The organism is Alphaproteobacteria bacterium (genome assembly GCA_024244705.1).
Classification (GTDB): Bacteria; Pseudomonadota; Alphaproteobacteria; order JAAEOK01; family JAAEOK01; genus JAAEOK01.
In genome coordinates, this window is the sequence record JAAEOK010000089.1 from 15,567 (window position 1) to 38,633 (window position 23,067).

Here is a 23,067-nt window from a genome sequence, read left to right on the forward strand (position 1 = left end):
GTCTCCTTTTCCGTGGGTCATAGGGTCAACGAGGGTTTGGGTTCTAATAACCGGCGTCCGGCGTCTTGGTGATGTAAGCGAGGCCGACCGCGGCGAGTGCCGGCAGGGCGACGGCGGCGCCATAAAGCAGCGGCTGGAGGATGCGCCCGCCAAGCCCGGAGCCGACCCGGATATGGCGGGCGAAGAGATCAGCGATAAAGACCAGGATCAGGACTGCGAGCGCGCCGATGCTGACGTCGCCGCCGAACAACGCCATCACATAGATACCGGCGAACCAGGAGCAGCCGAGCCCGACCACGCCGATAGCGCCGAATTTCAGGGAACGCCCGGCGACCAAGTAATGCAGGTAGTTGATCAGCATAAAGGCGCCGAGGCCGGCGCCGAGGGCGACCGAGACCAGCGCCAGGCCGATGAACGCGCCGAACAGGGAAATCACGCCGGCCGCGAAGGCGGCGACCATCAGCACCGTCGCCGCGTCGAGGGGCCCCCTCTCCGCCGGAGTGTCGATGCGCAGGTGCGCCGTCCGGGCGGCGAATTCGAGCAGCCACAGGCTCAGCACCGCCGCCAGCCACAGCCCCAGGACGAGTAGGATGAAATCAACGCTCGGGCTGGCGAACAGTTTCCGCTCGGCAAGCCACAGGACGGCGCCGAGGGGAAAGAACGCGGTCACCGCCCTGACCACTGTCGTCTCCGCCCGGTAGGCATCGAGCAGGAAGCCGAGCACGATCGCGATGGCGGCCAGGTAGGCCAGCTTCTGTTTCGCCGACACCGGCGGCAGCGGCGGCGTGCCTTCGAGCAGCCAGTAGGCACCGGCGAACGATAGGCAGACCGCCAGAATGGCGAACCGCGGCCCGATTGTGCCGCCACCACCGAAGCGGATCACCACGACCAGGACGAAGGCGGCGGCAAACGGCAGCACGCCGCCCTGCACGGCTGGATTCTGCAACATCTCCGTCATTGCGACCTTAGTCTCATGCGGCACAACGGCGAAATGCCTGCGCAACGCCGCCGAGTGCCATGCCGAAAATCTGTCGGGAAAATACCCCAGTCCATCAACAACTGCCGAGAAAGGTAATTCATTGCCTTGCCTTCGTTAAGATCACGATTTCGTGAGAATCGCCAAATGCCGCCGCGAGCCGCGGGCAATAGAGCGCAATACGCGCGGACGGATTCTCGATCAGGAATCGCTGAATCCCGGGGCCGGCCGCTGGCGCGAACTGGCGGCCGTTGGTAATCGCGCCCTTGTGTCGGCCCGATTTGCCCATATCTCAAGAGAACCCGCCAGTGCGACGAATAACGCGAGGAGACCGCGGTGAGCCACGACCCCCAACACCAGCGCCCCCCGCGTGGACGCGGCCCCCTGTGGCTGTGGTTCCTGGGTGCAGCGGTCGCGGTCGGCGCGTTGATTTACTGGGTCGCCGGCCTCAATCCGGGTTCTTTCGGCGGTTCCGGGGACGGCGCCTATCTAACCCATCACCTGATTTGGCTCATCGTTCTCGGCGCGGCGGTCGTGGTTCGCATCCGGGCGCGGCCGGGAACGGCGCTGAAGCAGGCGGCGATCTGGATCTTGATCGGCGCCGGGCTGATCCTCGCCTACAGCTACCGTGACGATGTCATTCGCTTGAACGACCGCATCATCGCCGAGCTGGCGCCTCACTACGGCCGGGTCGAAGCCGATGGCCGGTCGGTCGCCTTTCGCCGCTCCAGTGGCGGACACTTCGCGGTCGTGGCCGATGTCGACGGCGTCGACATTCGGTTCCTCGTCGATACCGGCGCTAGCGAGGTCGTGCTCAGCCCGGCCGATGCCGAACGGCTTGGATTCGATGTCGACCGCCTCAATTACAGCAAGACCTTCATCACCGCCAACGGCGAGGTCAAGGCGGCCCCGGTGACCTTGGGCGCGGTCTCGGTCGGCCCGATCGTGGTGTACAATGTGCGCGCCTCGGTCAACGGCGCGCCGATGGACGGCTCGCTGCTCGGCATGACCTTCCTCGACCGCATCGGCGGCTACCGTGTCGAGGGAAATTCGATGACGCTGTCGCCGTAGCCCCGGTCAATCGGGAGCCGCTTCATGTTGGCCCGTAGCACCTTTTGCCTGCTCTTCGCCCTACTGCTGTGGCCGGCGGATCGGGCGCTGGGCGGGCCCTATGGCACGACGGCGGAAGCCCGCGCGTTGGCAGAAGGGGCGGCGGATTTGGTCCGCGACATCGGCATCGACCGCGCGCGCCACCTGCTCATCGATTTGGACGGGCCCTACGTCGATCGCGACCTCTATATTTTCGTCCTCGACCGCAACGGTATCGTTCAGTCCCATCCCGATACCGGCTCCATCGGCGGCGACGCCCTGGCCGCCCGCGACCCCAACGGGAAATCCTTCGTTCTCGAAATGGTCGTGCGCGCCGAGGGCGCCAGCGAAGGGTTCTGGGTCGAATACGTCTGGCTCCACCCGCAGCTCGGCACCTTCGCCACCAAGCGCGCCTGGATGGTGCCGGTCGGCGATTTCATCGTCGGCTGTGGCGCCTATGTCGGCGAGGCGACCTAGAGCGCCATTCGGTCGAATTACAAATAGCCGAGTGCGCGCCACCACAGATAGTTCAGCGGCGTCAGGATCAGAAGCGTCACCACGGCCAGCGGAAACGTCAGCCGGGCCGCCGCGCGGATGGGGATCTTGGCGAGCCCCATGGCGACGACCAGAGGCGGCAGTTGGTAGGGCAGGACGACGGTCGAAAACCCGATCACCGACGTCGCCAGCACGGTTTCGAGCGGCAGGCCGGTCGCCGCCACCAGGTCCGGCGCGATCGGCGCCATAACGGCAGGCACCCCTGGCACCGTGGTTCCGAACGCGAGCACCGTCGAAAACACCGCGAGGTCGAAGAAGTTGAGAAACGGTGCATCCAACTGAAAGGGCAGCACCTGGACCAGCGCCCGCCCGAGCAGATCGCCGGCGCCGCTGACCGCGAGCACCGCGCCGAGGCCGAGGATTCCGGCGACGTAGAACAGCGAGCCCAGGTTCATGCCGTGATTGAAGGCATCGACCGGGACCACGCCGAAACGCGGCAGCAGGCACAGAAAAGCGGCGCCGAGAGCGACCCAGGCCGGGTTCACGCCATGAAATTCGTCGGTCGCCCACAGGATCAGCGCGCCGATCAGGATCAGCCCGACCTTGCGTCCGTCGCCACTCAGCGGCACGGCCTCGGGATCGGTCGCCGGCTCCGCCCGCGGGGTGTCGCGGAAGAACAGCCACGTCGCGCCGACGATCAACAGCGCCTTGAGCAGACCGGTGACCGGAAAATGCAGGATCAGATAGTTGGCATAGCCGAATTGGAGGCCGTAGATCGCTTGCGCGGCGCCGGCCAGCACCATGTTGGCGACGTTCGACGGCAGGATCGCGGCGGTCGGCATGAAGGTGCCGAGGACCATGGCCAGAACCAAGCCGTTGCGGCCCCGGCTGCCCGGTTCGAAACCATAACGGTCGGCGAGCGCCAGCACGATTGGAACGATGATCAGCACCCGGCCGAGCGTCGACGGCATGACGAAGCCGAGAACCAGACCAACGAGTACGACGCCGGCGACCATGCCGAGATAACCGTGGCCGAGGGCGCCGACGAGATGGGCGGCAAGCCAATCGCCGAGGCCGGTACGCCTGACCGCGACGCCGATCACTAGGCCGCCGAAGACCAGCCACCAGGCGGTCGAATGAAAGCCGGCGAAGACCGCTTCCGGCGGCGCCACGGCGAACAGCATGGCGATCAGGAAGAAGCCGATCGCGGTCAGGTATTCGGGTACGATTCCGGTCGCCCAGAAGCCCAGCGCCGCCAGACACAACGCGCCGGCCCGCGCGGTCGCCGGGTCGAGGCCGAAGGCACCCGGCGCCACCGCCATCGTCAGCGCGGCCACGACCACCAGAGCCGTGATGGCGCGGGGTAGATGAATCGAAATCGAGGGGATCGAACCTCTCCCGAGAACCTGAATCGCGGCGCGGCGCGCCACGGCGGCGATCCTAGAGCGCTATGCGTTCATGGGAAATCAATTCTGTTGCCGGTTTGGCGGTCGCCGTGCCGGCGGCCGCGTTCCGCCTACGCCGCTTCCTGGCTCGATCGTTCGACGATGTCGACGATGTCGGCCATGATCGCCGAGATCTCGTAATCCTTGGGCGTATAGACCGCGGCGACGCCGGCCGCGCGCAAGACGGCTTCGTCGGCGGGCGGGATGATGCCGCCGACGACGATCGGCACCTCACCGATCCCGGCCCCACGCAAGCCGTCGAGGATCTCGGTGACCAGCGGCACATGGCTGCCCGACAGGATCGACAGGCCGACCACATGCACCCCCTCTTCGACCGCCGAGTTGACGATCTCGGCCGGGGTCAGGCGGATGCCTTCATAGACCACCTCCATGCCGGCGTCGCGGGCCTTGACGGCGATCTGCTCGGCCCCGTTGGAATGGCCGTCGAGCCCGGGCTTGCCGACCAGCATCTTGATACGCCGGCCGAGCCTGTCGGAGACTTGGGCAACCCGCTGCCGGACCGGCGCCAATTCGTCACCGCCGACCGCCGTCGCCCGGCCGACCCCGGTCGGCGCCCGGTATTCGCCGAACACCCGGCGCAACGCCTCGCTCCATTCGCCGGTGGTGACGCCGGCATGGGCGCAGGCGATCGACGGCTCCATGATATTGCGCCCGTCGCGGGCCGCCGCTTCGAGATCGGCGAGCGCGGCGGCCGCCGCCGCTTGGTCGCGCGCCGCGCGCCACGCTTCGAGCCCGGCTACCTGCTCCGCCTCGGCCGCCGGATCGATGGTCAGGAAACCGCCGTCGCCGTCGGCGGTGAGCGGCGATTGCGCGCTCTCGGTAAAGGCGTTGACGCCGACCACGACCTGTTCACCGGCCTCGATCGCGGCCAGCCGGCGTGCGTTCGATTCGACCAAGCGCTGTTTCATATAGCCCGAACCCACGCAGGCGATGGCGCCCCCCATCTCGAGGATATGGTCGAGCTCGGCCCGCGCCTCGCGTTTGAGCTCGGCGACCTTGTCCTCGATGGCCGGCGCGCCGTCGAAGATGTCGCCGTATTCGAGGAGGTCGGTTTCGTAGGCGACGATCTGCTGCAGGCGCAGGCTCCATTGCTGATCCCAAGGCCGCGGCAGGCCGAGGGCCTCGTTCCACGCCGGCAGCTGCACCGCCCGCGCGCGCGCGTTCTTCGACAGCGTCACCGCCAACATCTCCAGCAGGATGCGATAGACGTTGTTCTCGGGCTGCTGTTCGGTGAGACCGAGGGAATTGACTTGGACGCCGTAACGAAAGCGGCGCAGCTTCGGATTGTCGACGCCGTAGCGCAGCCGGGTGACCTCGTCCCACAGTTCGGCGAAGGCGCGCATCTTGCATATTTCGGTGATGAAGCGGACGCCGGCATTGACGAAGAAGCTGATCCGCCCGACCACCTGCGGCACGTCCTCGCGCGGCACCTGGCCCGACGCCATCACCCCGTCGAGTACCGCGCAGGCGGTGGCCAGCGCGTAGGCCAGTTCCTGCACCGGCGTCGCCCCCGCTTCCTGCAGGTGGTAGGAGCAGACGTTGGTCGGGTTCCACTTCGGAATCTCGCGATAGGTGAAGGCGATGACATCGGTGATCAGCCGCAGGCTCGGCTCGGGCGGGAAGATATAGGTTCCGCGCGACAGATATTCCTTGACGATGTCGTTCTGCACCGTGCCGGCAAGGTCGGCGCGCCCGGTGCCCTGGCGTTCGGCCGCCGCGACATAGAGCGCCAACAACCACGGCGCGGTGGCGTTGATCGTCATCGACGTATTCATTTCCGCGAGCGGGATGTCCCGGAACAGGGTCTCCATGTCGCCGAGATGGCAGATCGGCACGCCGACTTTTCCAACCTCGCCCTTGGCCAGAGGATGATCCGAATCGTAGCCGGTCTGGGTCGGCAGGTCGAAGGCGATCGACAGGCCGGTCTGGCCGCGCGCCAAGTTGGTTCGATAGAGGGCGTTCGAGGCCGCCGCCGTGCTGTGCCCCGAATAGGTGCGGAACAGCCACGGCCGGTCGCGCTGCACTGCGGTAGAATCGGTGCCTTCGGCCATCGTGCACTCCTTCGTTTCCAGACACCCAGACGGGTTGGGCCTTACTCCTTGAAATAATATTACCCGGACTCAGCGTCCTTGGAAAGAAAGTGTCATATTGTGCGTTGCAAAATAACCGCCGCCGCGCTAAAAGGCAATCCCATTACCGTCCACCTTGAGCGACCGTCGGAGGAAGGGATGAGCGAAGCGGCCGAGGTACTGGAAATCGAGCCGGAGGGCGAACTGAAGGACCTGTATGGTGTCGGCGAGATTCCGCCGCTTGGCCACGTGCCGAGAAACATGCACGCCTGGGCCATCCGCCGCGACCGGCATGGCAACCCCGACACCGCGATGCAGGTCGAGGTCGTGGCGACGCCGGAGCTCGACAGCCACGACGTGCTGGTCATGGTGATGGCGGCCGGCGTCAATTACAACGGCGTGTGGGCGGCGCTCGGCAAGCCGATCTCGGTATTCGACGTCCACAAGGCGGACTATCACGTCGCCGGCTCCGACGCGGCGGGCGTGGTGTGGGCGGTCGGCAACAAGGTCAAGCGGTGGAAGGTCGGCGACGAGGTCGTCGTGCATTGCAACCAGGACGACGGCGACGACGAAGAATGCAACGGCGGCGACCCGATGTTCTCGCCGTCGCAACGGATCTGGGGCTACGAGACGCCGGACGGTTCGTTCGCCCAGTTTTGCCGTGTCCAGGCCCAGCAATGCATGCCGCGGCCGAGGCACCTGACGTGGGAGGAGAGCGGCTGCTACGTGCTGACGCTGGCAACCGCGTATCGCATGCTGTTCGGCCATCGGCCCCACATCCTGCGTCCCGGCCACAACGTATTGGTGTGGGGCGCCTCGGGCGGGCTCGGCTCGATGGCGATCCAACTCATCGCCACCGCCGGCGCCAACGCCATCGGCGTCATCTCCGACGAATCGAAGCGCGACTTCGTCATGCAGCTGGGCTGTCGTGGGGTCGTCAACCGCAAGAAATTCGAATGCTGGGGCCGCCTGCCGGAAGTCAACGACACCGGCGGCTATGGCGATTACATGAAGGAATGCCGCAAATTCGGCAAGGCGATCTGGGAATTCACCGGCAAGGGCAACGACGTCGATTTCGTCTTCGAGCATCCCGGCGAGCAGACCTTTCCGGTTTCCTGCTTCGTCGTCAAACGCGGCGGCATGGTCGTATTCTGCGCCGGCACCACCGGCTACAACCTGACCATGGACGCGCGTTTCGTATGGATGCGGCAGAAGCGCATCCAGGGCAGCCATTTCGCCAACCTCAAACAGGCGGCGCAAGCCAACCGGCTGGTCGTCGAACGGCGCATCGACCCCTGCGTATCGGAAGTCTTCGCCTGGGACGACATCCCGCGCGCCCACATGAAGATGCTGCGCAACGAGCACAAGCCCGGCAACATGGCGGTGCTGGTCAACGCCAAGCGGCCGGGAATGCGCACGATCGAAGACGCCCGCGAGGCCTGAAACCGGCACCGACCCGCCGTCGCGGCATGCGCCGGGTCGTCGTACCGACCCTGCTGCTGGCGGTCGCCGCGCTGGGCGTCTATGCGTTCTGGATCGAGCCCCGAAATGTCGTCCTGACTCGGGTCGAGGTCCCGGTCGCCGGCCTAAAAGGCACGGTTCGCGCCCTCGTCATCGGCGACATCCAGCCCGCCGGGCCGCACGAAACGCCGGCCCGCATCCGCGCCGCGATCGACCGCGGGATGGCGCTGAAACCCGACATCGTCCTGCTGCTCGGCGATTACGTCACGACCCGCCAATTGAAGACCGCCTTCGTCGATCCGGTCGACACCACCGCAGCGATGGCGGCCCTCGACGCGCCCATGGGTGTCTACGCGGTGCTTGGTAATCACGACTGGTGGTGGGACGGCCCACGGATGGGGAGCCTGCTGGCCGGAGCCGGGATCACCGTGCTTCGTAACCGCGCCGTGTTGGCGGAGGACGCCGGGAACGCGCTGTGGATCGCCGGTCTCGAGGATCTTTGGACCGGCAACCTCGATCTCCCGGCGACCCTCGGCCAGACCGGCCGCGAGGCGCCGACTATCCTGCTGTCCCATAACCCGGACATCTTTCCCCAGGTGCCGAACGCGATCGCCTTGACCCTGGCCGGCCATACCCGCGGCGGTCAGGTCTATATCCCCCTGATCGGCCGGCCTATCGTGCCGTCGCAATACGGCGACCGCTACGCCTATGGCATGATCGAGGAGAACGGCCGGCGGCTTTACGTGACCAGCGGCATCGGCACGGCCATCGTTCCAGTCCGATTCTTGACCCCGCCGGAGATCGTGCTTATCACGCTTACGCCGATTTCCGGCGACGCGCCCGATTAGGAGCGACCAGATGCCGCCTGCGGAACGCCCGAAAGACGATGACCACGACAAGCAGGTTCAGGCCCGTCTCGACCTGCTGCGGGCGCAGCACGGCGGCGGCCTGCTCGGCATCGGCCAGGATTCCCCGGCCGACGAAGCGCGGCAGGCCAAGGAGGCGGGCGACGATTGGCGCCCGCCCCTGCCGGCGCCGATGAGCGGCTTCGCCACCGCGCTCGCCATTGTCATCCTCGTCCTGCTGGCGATCTTTTTCGTCCTCTTCTAGGGACCCGACAGCCGCACCGCCCAGGTTTACTTGCCCAGCCGCTCGGCGATGCCGTCACCGTAGGCCGGGTCGGCCTGGCGAAAGTAGCCAAGCTGGCGCTCGACGATGGTCGCGGGCACGCCCTTCATGGCGCCGGCGATGGTGTCCATCAATCGGTTCTGCTCGTCGGCCGACATCAGGCGGAACAGATTGCCGGCCTGGGTGAAGTCGTCGTTGCCGTCGCGATGGTCGTAGCGATCGGCGATGGCGCCAACCTTGAGCGGCGGCTCCTTGACCGAGGGATCATCCACGGGACCGTCGAAACTGTTGGGCTGGTAATTCACCGCGCCCTCGTTGTTGCCATCGAAGCGCATGGCGCCATCGCGCTGGTAATTGTGCACCGGACAGCGCGGCGCATTGACCGGCAGCAATTGGTGATTCGCGCCAATCCGGTACCGCTGGGCATCGCCATAACTGAGGATGCGCATTTGCAGCATCTTGTCCGGGCTGTGGCCGATGCCGGGGACGATGTTGGCCGGCGTGAACGCCGCCTGTTCGACCTCGGCGAAATAATTCTCCGGGTTGCGGTTGAGCTCGAGGGTGCCGACCTCGATCAGCGGATAGTCCGCGTGCGGCCACACCTTGGTCAGATCGAACGGATTGTAGGGCACCTTTTCGCCATCCGCTTCCGGCATGACCTGCACCTTCAACTTCCAGCGCGGAAATGCGCCGCCGTCGATGGCTTCGTAAAGGTCACGCTGATGGCTTTCGCGGTCTTCGCCGATGAGCCCGGCGACCTCGTCGTTGGTGTTGGTCTTGTGGCCCTGCTCGGTCTTGAAATGAAACTTGACCCAGAACCGCTCGCCGCGCGCATTGATCAAGCTGTAGGTATGAGAGCCATAGCCGTTCATGTGTCGATAGGACGCCGGCTGGCCGCGGTCCGACATCAGGATGGTGATCTGGTGCAGGGCCTCGGGGGCATGCGACCAGAAGTCCCACTGCATGATGTTGCTGCGCAGATTGGTTGCCGGATCGCGTTTCTGGCTGTGGATGAAATCCATGAACTTGTACGGATCGCGGACGAAGAATACCGGCGTGTTGTTGCCGACCACGTCCCAATTGCCATCCTTGGTATAGAACTTGACCGCGAATCCGCGGACGTCGCGTTCGGCGTCGGCCGCTCCCTTCTCGCCGGCGACCGTCGAGAATCGCAAGAAGCACTCGGTTTCGCTGCCCGGCTCGAACACCTTGGCCATGCTGTATTCGGTGATATCGCCGGTGATGGTCAGCTTGCCGAAGGCGCCGGAACCCTTGGCGTGAACGACGCGCTCGGGGATGCGTTCACGGTTGAAGTGGGCGTGTTTTTCGAGCAATTGCCAGTCTTGCGCCAGCAGTGGCCCGCGCGGCCCGGCGGTCAGGCTGTTTTGGTTGTCGCCCATCGGGCAACCGGATGCGGTGGTCATTTTGGTCATCGTCTGTCTCCTGCGGTTCGGCGATGAAACGGCGCCGTCGAGGAGCACACCCTAGTCCGAATTGAATAATCGGTAAAATCGATTGTTTCTATTACTACAATAGGTTTAACATATGGTATGAAGTGGTGTTTTGGTCCGGCTTCGTTCACCGCATCGGCCTAACAAATCGAAAAGACGGCATATCTCAAACATACCGATCACCACTGCAATCGACCGAGATCACCCGTGAACATTCGAGATTTTCGCTACGTCCTCGCCGTCGCCGACGAGCGGCATTTCGGCCGCGCGGCGCAGAAATGCCACATCAGCCAACCGGCGCTGAGCGGACAGATTCGCAAGTTGGAGGACCACCTCGGGGTGGCGTTGTTCGAGCGCTCCAACCGCCGTGTTCGGGTGACCCCCATCGGCGAGCAAATCGTCGTCCTGGCCCGGCAATTGATCGACATGGTGAACCGGATCGAAGCGACCGCCGCCGCCGCGCGCGACCCTCTTTCGGGACCGCTCCGGCTCGGCATGATCCCGACCATCGGCCCCTATTTGTCACCACTGATCCTGCCGGCGATCCGGCAACATCTGCCGAACCTCGCGCTGACCCTGATTGAAGGATTCACCCATCACTTGGAAAGACGGCTGCGCGAAGGCGAGCTCGATATCGCGATCCTTGCAACGGAACCGGGTGACAAGAACCTTGAGGATCGCGGGCTCTACATCGAACCCTTTCAGGTCGCGTTGCCGATCGGCCATCGGCTTGCGCAATCGACCAAGATCGACACGGCGGATCTGAAGTCGAGTGAAATGCTGCTGCTGTCGGAGGGGCATTGCCTGCGCGATCAAATACTCGACGCCTGCCATGCGAAAACCACCGATGAAACACCCAACACGCGTGAAACGAGCCTGGAAACGATTCTCGCATTGGTCGCGGCGGGAGATGGTATGACGATGGCGCCCAATTTGGCACTGCCGGCCGGCGATGCGATCCGCGGTATCGCATGCCGCGAAACGTCCGCCCACGTCAGCCGCCAGGTGCGACTGGTCTATCGTTCCACCTTTCCCCGCCCGGAACTCGTCGACCGGCTCGCGACCATCATTCGAGACCACCTCCCGCCGAACAGGGTGATACCAATCGGCTGAGCACCCGGCGCGACATGGCGGCCGGGAGCCGGTCGGCACCGTCCCTTTAGGATGTGGTCATCCGTGGAAAAAACGCCCTTTTTGGCTTAATAGTATTCGGTATGGGCTGCGCGATGGCGACGAATTACACCGGGATCCGAGACCGAATAGAAGACGACGGCGAGACGCTCTACGAAGAACTGGCGAGCACGCTGGTGCATCTCGTAGGAGCGGTTCTGGCCGCGGCCGCGCTTGCGCTGCTGATCGCACTTGCCGCCGAGACCGACAGCGCGCGCGCCATCACGGTGTGTGCCATCTATGGCGCGACGGTTTTTCTGACCCTGTTCTTTTCGGCCATGTATCACGGCATATGGCATCGCCCGACCAAGGCCGTGTTTCTGGTGCTCGACCACTGCTCGATCTTCCTGCTGATCGCCGGAACCTACACGCCGATAGCGTTGCTGGCACTGCCCGTACCGGTGGGGTGGCAGCTGTTTGGCGTGATCTGGGGGCTGGCGGCGCTGGGCATTATCGCGCGCCTGTGGATCGGGCACCTCCATTGGGTCTTGATCCCGATATTCGTCGCCATGGGCTGGCTCATATTGCTCTGGCTCGACACCCTGTTCGCGCACCTGGGAACCGGCGGCGGGTGGCTGTTGGTCGCCGGTGGACTGTCCTACACCGGCGGCTTGTTGTTCTTCCTCTGGCGGCGGCTGCCGTTCAACCATGCGATCTGGCACTTTTGCGTCCTAACCGGCGCGGTGTGTCATTTTCTCGTCGTCGCGCTCTATGTCCTGCCCGGCAAAACGTAACCGTTGACCAATCGGCGGGCCGACAATATTCAGCCCGCGGCAATAATGCGATGCACCAGTCGGGCAGCGGTATTGGCCGGCGTGTTCCAATTCGGAGGCCGGCGTGGCCGCAGTCACGCTCGCAATCCGGTTATCTTCCTTTGCCGTCTTGACTTCGCCGGCCATCGTCCGCATCACTCGACCGCATTCGGATACCAGCAACGCCCTCGAAGGCGGGACAGTCTTTCCTATGACCCACACCGCTAACGCTACCGAGACTGAAGAGATCGGTGTCGATACCACGCGCGCCGCCCTCGAGGCCGCCGAGACCTTGCTGGCGGCGGCCAAGGTGGCGGTGTCGGCACGCGTAACAACCGACGGCCGCCTCGATTTGGCTGCGCTCGAGCAGGAGCAGAACGCCGTTCACGGCTTCGCTTGGATCGCGACCTATGTCGAAGCGCTCCGCCAGACATTGAACTGGGCCGAGGGTCTCGACGCCGCCGGCCGCTTCGGCGAACTCGAGCGACTGATGGTCGCGGCCGCCTATGGCGAATACCTCAACCAGCTCGTCGGCGGCATTGCCTTGAGCCAGGTCGAGATCGTCCGCCCCGCCGATTTGGGTCTCGACGACCGGACGATCGAGCGCTTTCGCACCGAACCGGTACGGCAATTGATGGCCGCCGGCAACACGCCCGCCACCCGCCGTCGCATCGCCGAATTGATGGCCGACGGCTATTTCGGCGATCCGCTGCTCGACGACGAAGCGCTCGAGATGGTGCGCGACCAGTTCCGCCGCTTCGCCGAAGACAGGGTCGTGCCGCGTGCCCATGGCTGGCATCTGCGCGACGAGTTGATCCCGATCGAGGTCGTCGAGCAGATGGCCGAGCTTGGCGTGTTCGGCCTTACCGTGCCGGAGGAATTCGGCGGTCTCGGCCTCGGCAAGGTCGCGATGTGCGTCGTCACCGAAGAGCTCTCGCGCGGCTATATCGGCGTCGGATCGCTCGGCACCCGCTCGGAGATCGCCGCCGAGCTGATCCGCCTCGGCGGCACCGCGGCGCAAAAGGAGACATGGCTGCCGCGTATCGCGTCCGGCGAGATTCTACCCACCGCCGTCTTCACCGAGCCCAACACCGGCTCCGACCTCGGCGCGCTGCGCACCCGTGCGGTTCGCGACGGCGGCGTCTACCGCATCACCGGCAACAAGACCTGGATCACCCACGCCGCGCGCACCGACATGATGACGCTGCTCGCGCGCACCGATCCCGATGAACCGGGATATCGCGGGTTGTCGATGTTCCTCGCCGCGAAACCTCGGGGCGGCGACGGCGACCCCTTCCCCGCCGACGGCATGAGCGGCGGCGAGATCAAGGTGCTCGGCTATCGCGGCATGAAGGAATACGAGCTCGGCTTCGACGGCTTCGAGGTGGCGGCGGAGAATCTGCTCGGCGAGGTCGAGGGCGACGGCTTCAAGCAGTTGATGGCGACCTTCGAATCGGCGCGGATACAGACCGCGGCCCGCGCCGTCGGCGTGGCCCAGAACGCCCTCGAGTTGGGCCAGCGCTATGCCCTCGATCGCCACCAGTTCGGCAAACCGATCCACGATTTCCCCCGCGTCCACGGCAAGCTGGCGTGGATGGCGGTGGAGACGATGGTCGCGCGGCAGCTTTGCTACGGCGCGGCGCGGGCCAAGGATTCGGAACGGCGTTGCGACATCGAGGCCGGCATGGCCAAGTTGCTCGCCGCCCGCGTCGCCTGGGCCAATGCCGACAACGCCCTGCAGATCCACGGCGGCAACGGCTATGCCGAGGAATACGAGATCAGCCGCGTCTTGTGCGATGCGCGCATCCTCAACATCTTCGAGGGCGCCGCCGAGATTCAGGCCCAGGTGGTGGCGCGTGGCTTGCTCACCGGGCGGAACTGACGTTCCGATGTGGACGCGGAGTCGGAGGCGCGGATGACCGGATTCGTGACCACCTACCAGGGCTACGTGATGCCGGCCCAATGCGACGGACTGGGCCACTTCAACGTCCAGTACTACTTCGCCGCCATCAGCGACGCGATGTTCGGATTCCAGACCCGCCTCGGTCTGGCGCCCAGCGTGACCCGGGATCAAGGCCTGTCGTTCGCGGTCGTCCACAGCGATGCGGCGTTCAAGGCCGAACTCGTCACCGGCGACGTCTACCGGCTCGATACGGCGATTCTCAGGATCGGCGGCAAGTCGGCGACCTTTCTCCATCGCTTCGTGCGCGTAGAGGATGAAGTGCTGGCCATGGAATCGCGGTTCACCGCGGTCTTGTTCGATACCCGTCTGCGCCGCGCCGTCACCATCCCCGACGAAATCCGGCGGGCGGCGGAGCCATTTCTGATATCGGAAAACGACACACCGGAATAAACTTCGACAGCCACGTCTTGCCCGGCTTCGACAACATGTCTTAGGGTCGGCGGCGGTGGCTCGTCCGAGAAATGCAACTTATCGGTTATGAGGATGTCGTTCACGATGCCCGACAGAGTTCGGACCGAACGGCGGCGCGAGGACCTGCCGGCGTCGGGCCGCCGCTTCGACCTCGTCTATGTCGGTCCCTTGCGGCCCGCCCTCGGCGGTACGCAAGTGGTCTGCACGGCGCTGCTCAGTCGGCTCGCCCGACATGGACATCGCGTTCGTACGATTTCGGCACGTTCCACCGATTTCGTCCGCAAGCCAATCCAGAGCGGCCTCCATCCCGACGTCGAGAGCGTCTGGTTCGAGATGTCGCATATCGACATCTTTCTCGGCTATCAGAGCGAGGCGAACCCGTTCGGATTGGACCGCGAAGCATACGTTCGCACCCAATCGCAACACATCCGCGACGTCCTCGGAGCGATGATTTCCGAGCGCCGGCCCGATCTGGTCGTCATCGGTCGGGAGAGCTTTCTCCACGGCATTCCCGAATTCGTTCATGGCCGCGGTGTGCCCTGCCTGTTGCTGACCCACGGCGCCGCCGGCGCCGTCGTTCACGGCCGTTATCGCGACGACCTGACAAGACCGCTCCTGAACGGCATGGCCGAGGTTGACGGCATCATCGCGGTCGCGCAACACATGGGCGACGGGCTGCGGTCTTTGGGCCTCCCCCATGTGACGACGATCCGCAATCCGGTCGACGTTGAACTCTTCGCCCCACGTCCGCGAAACACCGACCTTCGGACCGAACTCGGCATTGGACCGGAGGATTTCGTCGTCTATCACGCCTCCAACTTGAAGGCCGTCAAACGGCCGCTGGATCTGATCGCGGCGGCGGCGCGGGCGGTTCGACAAAATCGCAACATCCGCTTTCTGATTGTCGGCGACGGTCCACTGGGTTCGGAGATGATGGCCCTGTGCCGCGCCATGGGTATCGAAGACCGCGTCCACTTCGAAGGGTGGGTGGAATACGAACGCTTGCCGGCCTACCTCGCCGCCGCCGACATCGCGGTGATGAGCTCGGAGACCGAAGGCCAGCCGATGGCGGTGCTCGAGGCCATGGCCTGTGCCCGCCCCATCGTCGCCACCGCGATTCCGGCCTTCGAGGAGTTGGTCGCCAGGCCCGGCGCCGGCCTCCTCGCCCCGGTCGGCGACACGACGGCCATGGCGGAGCTCATCCTTCGTTTGGCCGACAATAGAATCCTGCGCCAAAGGCTGGGCGCGGCGGGACGCGCCAAAGTGCTGAGTGGTCACGATTTATCGCGGACGGTCGTCGCCTACGAAACGGCGATCGCGGCGGTCATCGACCGGGCGCGGGAACACCCCGGTTCGCTCACCCTCTCCCACCCGGCCCAACCGTGATGCGCGGTTCGCGACGGGCCGGAAAATTGACCGATCTATCCCCGTCGACGCCCAAATCGTGATTGAGCGGCGAACCGGCGGATTGTCGAACTGGTTTGAAATGCTTTCAACTGGCATCCTTAGTTTTGATTTCTTAGAAACGCTCGGTGAGGACGACTGGGAAAGAGCGAGCCGGTTCATAGACGATATGGCGTCTCATCTCAGCGGTCTCACGGTCTCTGGTAAAGGAGCACTGACACTCTTATGGAAATGGCTAGTTCTAGGTAATTATGTTCGTCGCCATAAGGACGGCCTGCTTTCATTTGATCGCAAGAAGGGGTATTTCGCGCTCGATCAATTTTGCGATCAGTATGACGCCTTATTTCTCTCATCGCTCCGGGTGTGGTGCCACCGGCGTACGTGATGGTGATGAACTCGCCGTTTTCTTTCGCTTCAATCGATATCGGCTGGATGTGTGCTTTCGGTTATAAATCAATTCTTTCGCTTCCTGTATGCACTTCACTTATCGGATGGCTCTGAAATGGTTGGTCCTTAGGAGAAGTCTTACGCCAGATTTGGCACCGCCTGCTCGGACACCAGACAGACAACATCCCAGGCCGAGGACAGCCTTCTCATACTGAGGTCGGGGCTCAATCCCTCCCCAGGCTCCAGGTTATTCGATCAACCTGAAATGGACCGAATAGCGGAAGCTCTCTGGATCGAAATAGTCCAGTGACCTGCCGTCCACCTCGGCGTATGGATACATGAAATAGTTCAAAGGTGCGTCCTCTTGTGGTGGGCTCAGCATCACCCCCCGCCCCCCATGACGCAAAACGATCCGAAAATCGTCCACGGCTCCGAAATAATATTCCCGTTGCGTCTTGACCTCCTCCAAAGTCCACCGGTTAACCAACATGATCTTGCGAACATCCGATGGATCCACCGGCACCCAACCAGTCCCCGGCAGGTAAAACTCGGCCCAGCAGTGATAACCGCCGGTGATGTCCTGTTCAGCCTTTTTACCGAGGCGCAGGCCAAACACCTCCCTGGCCGGCACGCCAACCGCCCTGGCCATGGCGACATAGACCGAGCTCAAATCTGCGCACTTGCCGCTACGTTTGGCCAGGGTAACCTCCACGACCCCCAGGCCACAGCCACGAACATTTGGATCACGGGTTGTGTTTTCAACCACCCAGTCATAAACTGCCCGTGCTTTTTCCAGGATACCCTCCCGGCCCTCGACAACCGCCCTGGCCACCCGTTCCACCTCACCATCCGTGGGTATCCACTGGCTTGACTGCAAGAATCGTTGCTTCTCCATGGGAATGGGCAACCGTTCATCCTTTAGCTCCGCCACCCGGCGCTCCCTGGCATCGGCCTGAAACCGCAGGACCAGCCGCCGGTCCTTTATATCCTTGCCCCATTCAGCAAACAGATGAGTTGCACCATTCATCGGGTCGGCATACACCGCATGGCCAACCATGTTCCCCTGGACGCTCATCTCACGAATCTCCTGATGGACCGTGGAAACTGGGTAGGGGATCCACACCCTAACGCCACCTGCACGATCTCCCTTCGCAGGCTCGATGGTCAGGGTAACGACACCCTTGGCAGCCCAGGCTACAGACGTGAAAGCCAACATGCTGGCAACAAAAAGAAAGATTCGGCCAAACTGTTTCAACATTTCTTCTCGATCTCCTCGAATTCTTCCAGTGACCCAACTGGAACATCCCAGGTGCCCCAGGCCGTCGGGTGATGCGATGTACGTCTGTTCTGATGTGTGTATGACATTGATTCTTATACCAGAATCATCCTGTCGCTGAAAAAATATAGAGACCATTTGGGAAATGGGGGTATATATCTATGCTGACATTCCCCAGATGACTCCCAAACTTGCCTCCGATGGTAGCCGAACTGCCCCTTATTAGGAACCATGAACCGCATTTTCGACTGACCGGCGGAGCCGTCGGTCGCCAAGTCGCTCTTGTTGGCTCAATTCGGCCCGATGCCGCTTCTTTCGGGCGCACTTCACCCTCCGTCATCTCGGGTTTCCTCCGTTAACGCCGTCGCCGGTGATGATCGTCGCAAGTCGTCGATTAACCGCAGGATTTTTCGGAACAGATCACGGGGCACGGCGACCTCCGCCATCTGGAAGGTGACGTACCGGCCATGGCTGACGACCATGGCTCCGATCTTGACCAGCTTCTCCCGGATCGTGGTCAGCGACCAGTGTTCCACCTCCTTGGGCAACGCCAGGGTCCGCATGAAGTTGGCGAGGTTGTAGGCCAGGGCGTGTAGTTGGAGCCGGACCTCGTTATTCCTGAACTTGCGGCACGAAAGCCGGGTCCACTTGATGGCGTTCTTGCCTTCCTTGATCCACTGCTCGGCGGTGCCACGATGGTTGTAGAAAGCGACCACTCGTTCGGCCTTGCGGCTCAGGTTGGTGACGATGAAGCCGACGCGGGGATACAGTTCCCCGGGATGCCATTCGACCTTGGCGACCACGCGGCGTTTCTTGTCCCATGATCCGGCCTGATAGCTGAAGCTGGCATGGTAACGGCGGACATGATTGGGCGGGCGCCCGACCGGACGACGGAGCAGATGGGCAATGCTGTCCTGGAGTACCTTGTTGGCTTTGATGCGGACGGCATACAGCATGCCCTCGGCTTCCAAGTAGTCGTAGATGTCCGGCGAAGCGAACGCCGCGTCGCCGCGAAAGTAGAGGCGAACGTTCCGTTCCCGGTAGCGGTCGACCACCGGCACCAGGACATCCCGCCATCCGTCGGCACTGTGGACGTTGCCGGGACGCAGGCGGCACCGCTCGAGGTCGCCCATATGGTTGAACAGGAACAGCGGGTGATAGCAGGTACAGCCGAAGTGGCCGTTGTAGGCCGTGCCTTCCTGGTCGCCGTAGGTCGGGCTGACGCTGGAATCCATGTCGAGAACCACCATCTTCGGCGGACGGCGGTCGTGGACCCGGTCGATCCATGTTCCGGACAGGTCCGCAAGCGCCGCGATGTTGTCGTCGGTCGCCAGGAACTCGGTCTCGAAGCGTCCCATCTGGCTGGCCGATGCCGCCTGTTTGGCGACAGCGCGACTGCCGACGATCCATCGCACCGCCGGATCACGCCCGAGGCGGTCAGCGTCATTCACATCCTCGTAGCCCCCGAGCCGTCCAAACGTCGCCTGACGAAACAACCCGGTCATCCGGTGCTGTCCATTCCTGCCGGTCTGGGGATCGACCAGATGTTCACCGGCAATCTCGCTCAGCCCAAGAGCGTCATCGAGTTCCCGAAAGGGAAGGAGGCCCGCATCCGACGTGATCTTGGAACCGTGGAACTCAAGCTTCAGACGACGATCAAAATCCAACCTCAGGTCGCCGGTCCTGCTTTCACCCGTCGGGTGAGCCATTCCGCCCCCTCCATCTGGATGCCAATCCATTGATTCTTATACCAGAATCTGGCTAACGCGTCGCTAATTCAGCATCTCATCTGGGAAATGGGGGATAAGACAAGCATAGTACCTCCCAACTCGGCGCTACGGTCGGCATGGAAACCGTTCTTCTAAATCGGTCCGCATCTGGATATCCCTAAGGTCACGACTCCGTCATTTCGCGTCAGTTCGGTTGATTCTCCTCAAACCACCATGCCGTATCAAGTAAATCTGAGTCCACTTTGGACTTGGTTCATACACGGAGTACCTTACACAAGCCCCGCCGCGCGCAGTCCGGATAGGTAGTGGCGCATCAAGATGCTCATCGCGTCACGAACCTGGTTTCGCCCATCCTCCGTCATTCTCCACGTGCGCCGATGACCGTGCAGGTCCGTCGTGACCCAGCCGCGGGTCATCACGACCCGCAAACGCCGAAGAACAGTCGGATGGGGCATGTCACACACGGATTCCAGGGCGCAGGTCGTAGCCGAGCGCCTCAGTTCGTCGGATGTCCAGACGAAATGGAGAAGTACCAAATCTCCGCGTGTATAGCCGGGACCGAAGGTGCCGCCCAAATGGGTGCGAACCTTTCGAAATTCGTCGCCGAACACCAGAATCTGGGCGTCGGTATAGGTGCGCCCTGCTTCCTCACGATTGGACTCCTCTGCCATGTTCGTATCGTGCATACGCCCGATCACCCTTCCCGCAGAGGACCGGAATACCGATCGAATTGGCGATGAAGCCTTCGCCATCGGCGCGATGTCAGGAGACATAGCGGTCACTGTTGCCCAGCACTCATCCTTCGGCTAACGTTTGGACCGCGAACGTGGGCATCGGCGCACGATCGATTTCAAAAGGCGGCAAAGAGTCGACAACAAACATCTGAAACCGGGCCGTCGGCAAGGTTCGATCGGGATTTGACTCCCGTTCGAACGGACAGCGTCAAGATTCTCCAGCGCCCACCGGTTTCCTGGGAGACGCCCACCGTGACACGCAAGAGGATACTCGATAGGTGACGCAGCGCCCCGAAACCCCGCCTTCGCGGCCCATCTCGACCAGCGAAGTCGAGGGATTGACCAACCAATTCAACGCCGTACGGCGACGCTCGCTCGAGCTTGCCGATCCTCTGAGCGCGGAAGACCAATGTATCCAGTCCATGCCCGATGTCAGCCCAACCAAATGGCACCTGGCGCACACGACGTGGTTCTTCGAGACCTTCATCCTCAAATCCTTCGTCGACGATTACGAAGACTTCCATCGTGATTTCGGGTTCCTCTTCAATTCCTACTACGAACTGGTCGGTCCGCGTCATGATCGGCCCAGGCGCGGCCTGCTCTCGCGCCCCTCGCTCGAGGACGTGCTGGCCTATCGGTCCTATGTCGAAGGCGCGCTGCGATCGTCTCTTGCGGCCGGCGGGTTTACGGATCCCGCGATCCGGGCGCTGATGGATCTCGGCTGTCACCACGAGCAGCAGCACCAGGAATTGATCCTTACCGATATCAAGCACGTTCTGTCGTGCAACCCGCTGAGGCCCGCTTATCTGCCGCCGCGCCCACGCGACGCGAGTCGCACACGCACGTTGGATTGGATCGAGCACGCCGGCGGGCTGGTCGAGATCGGACACGGCCGCAAGGATTTCGCTTTCGACTGCGAGGGACCCCAGCACAAGGTCTGGCTCGAACTGTTCAAGGTGGCGAGCAGGCCGGTCACCAATGGCGAATACCTCGAATTCATGCTCGACCGCGGCTATGAACGACCGGAATTGTGGCTGTCCAATGGGTGGGCAGAGTGCCAAGCCGCGCCCTGGCGGGCGCCGCTCTATTGGGAACCGGCCGAAGACGGCGAATGGCGAATCTTTACGCTTTCCGGCCTCCGGCCGCTCGATCCGGACGCGCCGGTCTGTCACGTCAGCTTCTATGAAGCCGATGCGTATGCGCGATGGGCCGGCAAGCGGTTGCCGACCGAGGGCGAGTGGGAGGTCATCGCGACGCCGCTGATGCCGGCCGGCAATTTCGCCGGCACACGCGAGTTTCATCCGGTCCCGGCGCGCGGCGACGGCCTTCGGCAGATCTATGGTGACGTCTGGGAATGGACCGCGAGTGCCTATCTTCCCTATCCGGGGTTCCGGCCGGTGGAAGGTGCGGTCGGCGAGTACAACGGAAAGTTCATGTCGGGCCAAATGGTCCTGCGCGGCGGATCTTGTGCGACTCCAGAGGGCCACGTGCGCCCGACCTACCGGAATTTCTTCTACCCCGCAGATCGTTGGCAATTCTCCGGTATCCGACTCGCCGAAACCTACACCGACGCGCGTGTTTACGTTCCGCCGGTGACCGAGACGGAGGAGGCGAAGGAAACACCCACCGACCCGGCCACCTTGGCCTTCCTCAACGATGTCGTCGTCGGGCTGTCCGACAATCCGAAGACCATCCCGCCCAAATGGTTTTACGACCAGGCCGGCGCCGACCTCTTCCAAGCCATCTGTCGCCTGCCGGAGTATTACTTGACTCGCGTCGAAAACGACATTCTGAAAACCGCCGCATCCGCGATTGCCGAGGCGCTTGGTCCAGGCCCCGTGCTGGTCGAATACGGCTCCGGCTCGATGTCCAAGGTCGAGTGCTTGCTCGATCGATTGGACCGCCCGCATGGTTTCGTCGCCATCGACATCTCGGCCGATCAGCTCGAACAGGCCGCGCGGAATCTAAATGAAACCTACCCCAATCTTCATGTCCATACGATCGCGAGAGATTTCAGCAAGCCCATCGATTTGCCCGATTTGCTGGACGCCGCGGGCCGGCGCTGTGCATTCTTCCCGGGATCGACGATTGGTAACTTCGAACCGTTGGATGCACGCCGGTTTCTTGGGCAAATTGCGGCCACGGTCGGATCGGGCGGCGCACTGGTCATCGGCGTCGACCTGAAGAAGGACAAGGCGCGGCTCGAATCGGCCTACGACGATCGCGCGGGAGTCACCGAGCGCTTCAACAAGAACCTGCTGGTGCGGATCAACCGGGAATTGGACGGCGACGCGAATCTCGATGCCTTCGAGCACCAGGCGATTTACGATCCGGCGAAGGGGCGTGTCGAAATGCACCTGCGAAGCCGAGACCGCCAGACATTGACCATCGCCGGCCATCGGTTCCATTTCGAACGCGGCGAATCGATCCACACCGAAAACTCATACAAATTCGCCGTCGCGGATTTCGAGGCTCTCGCCAGGGACTCCGGATTCCGGCCGGCCCAAATGTGGACCGACGCCGACGAGCTGTTTGCCGTTTTCCTCCTGGATGCCGAGTAGCGTGACACCGGCGAGCGCGGGGACGAAACGGCGGTAGCGGAGGACGTCCCGACGCCCGCCGACGGGAAGAACCTGCACACCCGTGTGCGCCACGGCGCCTATGCGCCTACCGTTTCCCGGCCGGCGTAACGGTAATCCGCGGTTCGCAGCGGACCGGAAAATTGACCGAATTGGCGATGAAGCATTCGGCATGGGCGCGCCCATGCAGCGCCGCCGCGCGTTCGGGGTCGCTGTCGGCGGTGATTTCAACCTTCGGGTGAAGCGTGACCTCGGTGAACCGGCCCTTGCCCGGCTCTTCGACCATGGTGCCCTCCGCGCGGTCCTCGTATGCCGTGACAACGACTCCCTTGACCGAACACAAATGCAGGTACCACAGCATGTGACACGCGGACAGAGCGGCGACCAGTAATACCAAATCCCGTTGATCATGACCTATGTGCCCATTGCCTGTGTCCGATCGACATGATTTTCCAGGGCTGATCGATGAGCTTGTTCCAGGCGTCACAGCAGTGGTCGACGATGTCGTCGTATGAGTTGAAGACGC

The 23,067-nt window shown here is 63.2% G+C and carries 19 protein-coding genes; 11 read left to right on the forward strand and 8 right to left on the reverse strand.

Annotation, left to right across the window (positions count from 1 at the left end; translation table 11 throughout):
• Window positions 1–43: 43 nt before the first annotated feature.
• Window positions 44–958: a hypothetical protein gene (locus GY791_17680; GenBank protein ID MCP4330259.1), complete on the reverse strand. Its 915-nt coding sequence runs from the start codon at window positions 956–958 to the stop codon at window positions 44–46.
• 354 nt (window positions 959–1,312) lie between these two features.
• Here GY791_17680 and GY791_17685 point away from each other — a divergent pair, with 354 nt between their 5' ends.
• Together GY791_17685 and GY791_17690 are read left to right on the forward strand one after the other, a co-directional pair.
• Complete coding sequence (locus tag GY791_17685) at window positions 1,313–2,047, forward strand: TIGR02281 family clan AA aspartic protease (GenBank protein ID MCP4330260.1); 735 nt, start codon at window positions 1,313–1,315, stop codon at window positions 2,045–2,047.
• 24 nt (window positions 2,048–2,071) lie between these two features.
• On the forward strand, window positions 2,072–2,542 hold the full coding sequence (locus GY791_17690) for a hypothetical protein (protein MCP4330261.1): 471 nt from the start codon (window positions 2,072–2,074) through the stop codon (window positions 2,540–2,542).
• Between the two features lie 17 nt (window positions 2,543–2,559).
• Here the strand turns inward: GY791_17690 and GY791_17695 are convergent, their stop codons facing one another.
• Window positions 2,560–3,990 carry an SLC13 family permease gene (locus GY791_17695; protein MCP4330262.1) on the reverse strand — a complete coding sequence of 477 codons (1,431 nt, stop codon included), beginning with the start codon at window positions 3,988–3,990 and terminating at the stop codon, window positions 2,560–2,562.
• 86 nt (window positions 3,991–4,076) lie between these two features.
• Complete coding sequence (locus GY791_17700) at window positions 4,077–6,077, reverse strand: protein meaA (protein MCP4330263.1); 2,001 nt, start codon at window positions 6,075–6,077, stop codon at window positions 4,077–4,079.
• Window positions 6,078–6,254: 177 nt separating this feature from the next.
• Here GY791_17700 and ccrA point away from each other — a divergent pair, with 177 nt between their 5' ends.
• Genes ccrA through GY791_17715 form a run of 3 tightly spaced genes read left to right on the forward strand, consistent with a single transcriptional unit; the run spans window position 6,255 to window position 8,666 of the window.
• Complete coding sequence (gene ccrA, locus GY791_17705; protein MCP4330264.1) at window positions 6,255–7,538, forward strand: crotonyl-CoA carboxylase/reductase; 1,284 nt, start codon at window positions 6,255–6,257, stop codon at window positions 7,536–7,538.
• A 26-nt stretch (window positions 7,539–7,564) separates the two neighbouring features.
• Window positions 7,565–8,404 (forward strand): metallophosphoesterase, encoded by an 840-nt coding sequence (locus GY791_17710; protein MCP4330265.1) that lies wholly within the window; start codon window positions 7,565–7,567, stop codon window positions 8,402–8,404.
• A gap of 10 nt (window positions 8,405–8,414) precedes the next feature.
• Window positions 8,415–8,666: a hypothetical protein gene (locus tag GY791_17715; GenBank protein ID MCP4330266.1), complete on the forward strand. Its 252-nt coding sequence runs from the start codon at window positions 8,415–8,417 to the stop codon at window positions 8,664–8,666.
• Between the two features lie 26 nt (window positions 8,667–8,692).
• Here GY791_17715 and GY791_17720 read toward each other — a convergent pair whose 3' ends face one another.
• Complete coding sequence (locus tag GY791_17720) at window positions 8,693–10,117, reverse strand: catalase (protein MCP4330267.1); 1,425 nt, start codon at window positions 10,115–10,117, stop codon at window positions 8,693–8,695.
• Between the two features lie 225 nt (window positions 10,118–10,342).
• Here GY791_17720 and GY791_17725 point away from each other — a divergent pair, with 225 nt between their 5' ends.
• From GY791_17725 to GY791_17745, 5 genes are all read left to right on the forward strand, one after another.
• Window positions 10,343–11,248 carry a LysR family transcriptional regulator gene (locus GY791_17725; protein MCP4330268.1) on the forward strand — a complete coding sequence of 302 codons (906 nt, stop codon included), beginning with the start codon at window positions 10,343–10,345 and terminating at the stop codon, window positions 11,246–11,248.
• A gap of 113 nt (window positions 11,249–11,361) precedes the next feature.
• Window positions 11,362–12,039 carry a hemolysin III family protein gene (locus GY791_17730; protein ID MCP4330269.1) on the forward strand — a complete coding sequence of 226 codons (678 nt, stop codon included), beginning with the start codon at window positions 11,362–11,364 and terminating at the stop codon, window positions 12,037–12,039.
• A gap of 229 nt (window positions 12,040–12,268) precedes the next feature.
• On the forward strand, window positions 12,269–13,939 hold the full coding sequence (locus GY791_17735) for an acyl-CoA/acyl-ACP dehydrogenase (protein ID MCP4330270.1): 1,671 nt from the start codon (window positions 12,269–12,271) through the stop codon (window positions 13,937–13,939).
• Between the two features lie 33 nt (window positions 13,940–13,972).
• Entirely contained in the window at window positions 13,973–14,410 is a 438-nt protein-coding gene (locus GY791_17740; protein ID MCP4330271.1) for a hypothetical protein, read from the forward strand.
• 105 nt (window positions 14,411–14,515) lie between these two features.
• Entirely contained in the window at window positions 14,516–15,817 is a 1,302-nt protein-coding gene (locus GY791_17745; protein ID MCP4330272.1) for a glycosyltransferase family 4 protein, read from the forward strand.
• 652 nt (window positions 15,818–16,469) lie between these two features.
• Here the strand turns inward: GY791_17745 and GY791_17750 are convergent.
• From GY791_17750 to GY791_17760, 3 genes are all read right to left on the reverse strand, one after another.
• Window positions 16,470–17,480: a transglutaminase domain-containing protein gene (locus GY791_17750; GenBank protein ID MCP4330273.1), complete on the reverse strand. Its 1,011-nt coding sequence runs from the start codon at window positions 17,478–17,480 to the stop codon at window positions 16,470–16,472.
• Window positions 17,481–17,824: 344 nt separating this feature from the next.
• A complete protein-coding gene (locus GY791_17755) occupies window positions 17,825–19,207 on the reverse strand; it encodes an IS1380 family transposase (protein ID MCP4330274.1) in 1,383 nt (460 codons plus the stop codon).
• Between the two features lie 290 nt (window positions 19,208–19,497).
• On the reverse strand, window positions 19,498–19,899 hold the full coding sequence (locus GY791_17760) for a hypothetical protein (GenBank protein ID MCP4330275.1): 402 nt from the start codon (window positions 19,897–19,899) through the stop codon (window positions 19,498–19,500).
• Between the two features lie 341 nt (window positions 19,900–20,240).
• On the opposite strand from GY791_17760, the gene egtD reads away from it, so the two are divergent.
• A complete protein-coding gene (gene egtD / locus GY791_17765) occupies window positions 20,241–22,523 on the forward strand; it encodes an L-histidine N(alpha)-methyltransferase (GenBank protein ID MCP4330276.1) in 2,283 nt (760 codons plus the stop codon).
• A gap of 106 nt (window positions 22,524–22,629) precedes the next feature.
• On the opposite strand, the gene GY791_17770 is transcribed toward egtD, so the two are convergent.
• Window positions 22,630–23,067: hypothetical protein (locus GY791_17770; protein ID MCP4330277.1), on the reverse strand; the 438-nt coding region annotated here is incomplete at its 5' end.